We start from the raw sequence: 2,004 nt of genomic DNA, 5'->3' as shown, positions 1-2,004 counted from the left end.
TCATGGAGGACGAGGTCTTCGAGATGCACCAACTCACCGTCGATCCACAGAGACGCACAGGCGTCGCTAAAATTCTGGCGCTCACACCAGCTAGCACCGACGGATGAGCGGGCAACACGCTCATCGAGACAACAAAACGTTGCCGTGGCGTCGCTGAGCGGTTTCAGCAGTACCTGGAGCAAATCCGGTGGCATAAGGGATTCCTGTTTTCTGTGAATCATGATTCAATCCCTTTATGACGAAGCGCCGCCTGCCCATGGTCGAGCATGCTGACACGCTGTCGCTGAAGGCGCTGCGCGAGCTCGTGACCGGCTTGGTGGAGCGTGCTGACCGGGCTGACGCCCGAATTGAAAAGCTTGAAGCTGAAAACCAACACCTTCGTGCCGAGAATGACCAGCTCAGGATTGAGAACACACGGCTGAAAGTCGACAACCAGCTCCTGCGCGACGAGATTGCGCGACTGAAGAACCTGCCGCCCCGTCCGCCGTTCAGACCGTCGGGGATGGAAAAGGCAACGGGTGACAAGGCGCTCACCGGCAAGGATCCGGCGCCCCGACCGCGAGGGCCGAAGAACGACACGAAGCGCGTGACGCGTGACGAGGTTCTGCCTGCCAGTGTGCCGCCCGGATCGCGCTTCAAAGGGTACAAGGACTGCATGGTGCGGGATTTGGTCCTGCGGGCGGAAGTGGTCCGCTTTCGACGCGAATGCTGGGTGACGCCGGAGGGGGACACTATCACAGCACCGCTGCCTGCGGGGATAAGAGGTGGTTTTGGGCCCAATCTGCGGCGGTTTTGTCTGATGCTGCATGCGTATGGCCAGGTCACGACGCAACGAATGACGACGTTGCTTAACGACATCGGTGTCGAGATCTCCAAACGCCAGGTGGTGCGGTTTCTGACAGAAAGGCTGGATGGCTTTCATGCGGAGGATGCCGCCGTGCTGCATGCTGGCCTTGTATCTGCGTCCTATGTGACGGTCGACGACACCGGCGCCCGTCACGCCAACCGCAATTTTCATACAACGCATATCGGCAGCGAGCATTTCACAGCCTTTCGCACGGCGCCCTCGAAGTCGCGGCTGAACTTCCTCGCCCTGCTGCGCGGCAACTATCAGGACTATGTTCTCAACGACGCCGCTTTCGCGCTGCTGGACGACCGGCAGGTTGACCCTGCCCTTGCTGCCCGGTTGAACACCCATGAGCCGCTGCGGTTTGCCAATCAGGTGCCCTTCCTCCAGCATCTCGCCGAACATGGTATCGACATCTTCGACACGGAAACGCTTCGGCCATTTGCGGAGGCCGGCATATGGGGTGCCATTCGCCATCATGGCCTCGTTGGAAACGCGGTGATCGTCTCCGACGATGCCGGGCAGTTTCGCGTTGGTACCCACGCGCTGTGTTGGGTCCATGCCGAACGGCTGCTCCAAAAACTGATGCCGGCTACACCCGGCCAGGTGAAGCACGTCGAGACCCTGCGAGAGCTGATCTGGCACTTTTACAAGGCTCTCAAAGCCTATCGACGAAGGCCTGACCCAGCCATGGCCAAGGGCCTGCAGGCGCGCTTCGACCGGATTTTCTCGATCCGCACCGGCTACGGTGATCTCGACAAATTGCTGTTTCGGCTGAGGCGTCGCAAACCGAAGCTGCTCAGGGTTCTCGAGCGGCCGGAAATCCCGCTCCACACCAATGCGTCGGAGAGAGATCTGCGCGGCTTTGTCATCAAGCGGAAGATTTCCGGAGGCACGGTCAGCAGAAACGGACGGCAGGCGCGCGATAGCATGTTGGGCCTTTCGAAGACCTGCCAGAAGCTCGGCCTGTCGTTCTGGCACTATCTGGGTGATCGGCTGGGGATCAGCGACAAAGATCATCCTATTGCCTCGCTCGCCTCCCTGGTTGCGGCGCGTCTCTGACGACCACCTTGCCCTCTCAGCAGCCGATCCTGCCAGCGCGCGCGCCCCGAAACTGCAGATTTTCTCGCCATTGCCACCGGATTAGCCCCGCTTAC

General features: G+C 60.3%; 1 protein-coding gene and 1 pseudogene. One reads left to right on the top strand and one right to left on the bottom strand.

Features of this window, described 5'->3' with window-relative positions; all coding sequences use genetic code 11:
• Positions 1-221 (bottom strand): annotated as a pseudogene (locus HGO37_RS26300) (RHE_PE00001 family protein); the annotation flags it as partial.
• Positions 222-235: 14 nt separating this feature from the next.
• Here HGO37_RS26300 and HGO37_RS26295 point away from each other — a divergent pair.
• A complete protein-coding gene (locus HGO37_RS26295; RefSeq protein ID WP_250985959.1) occupies positions 236-1,909 on the top strand; it encodes an IS66 family transposase in 1,674 nt (557 codons plus the stop codon).
• The last annotated feature ends 95 nt before the right edge of the window (positions 1,910-2,004 follow it).

It is taken from the genome of Rhizobium sp. CG4 (assembly GCF_023701965.1).
Classification (GTDB): Bacteria; Pseudomonadota; Alphaproteobacteria; order Rhizobiales; family Rhizobiaceae; genus Agrobacterium.
The sequence above is the reverse complement of the archived record's forward strand: the minus strand, read 5'-3'. Positions and strand labels throughout refer to the sequence as shown.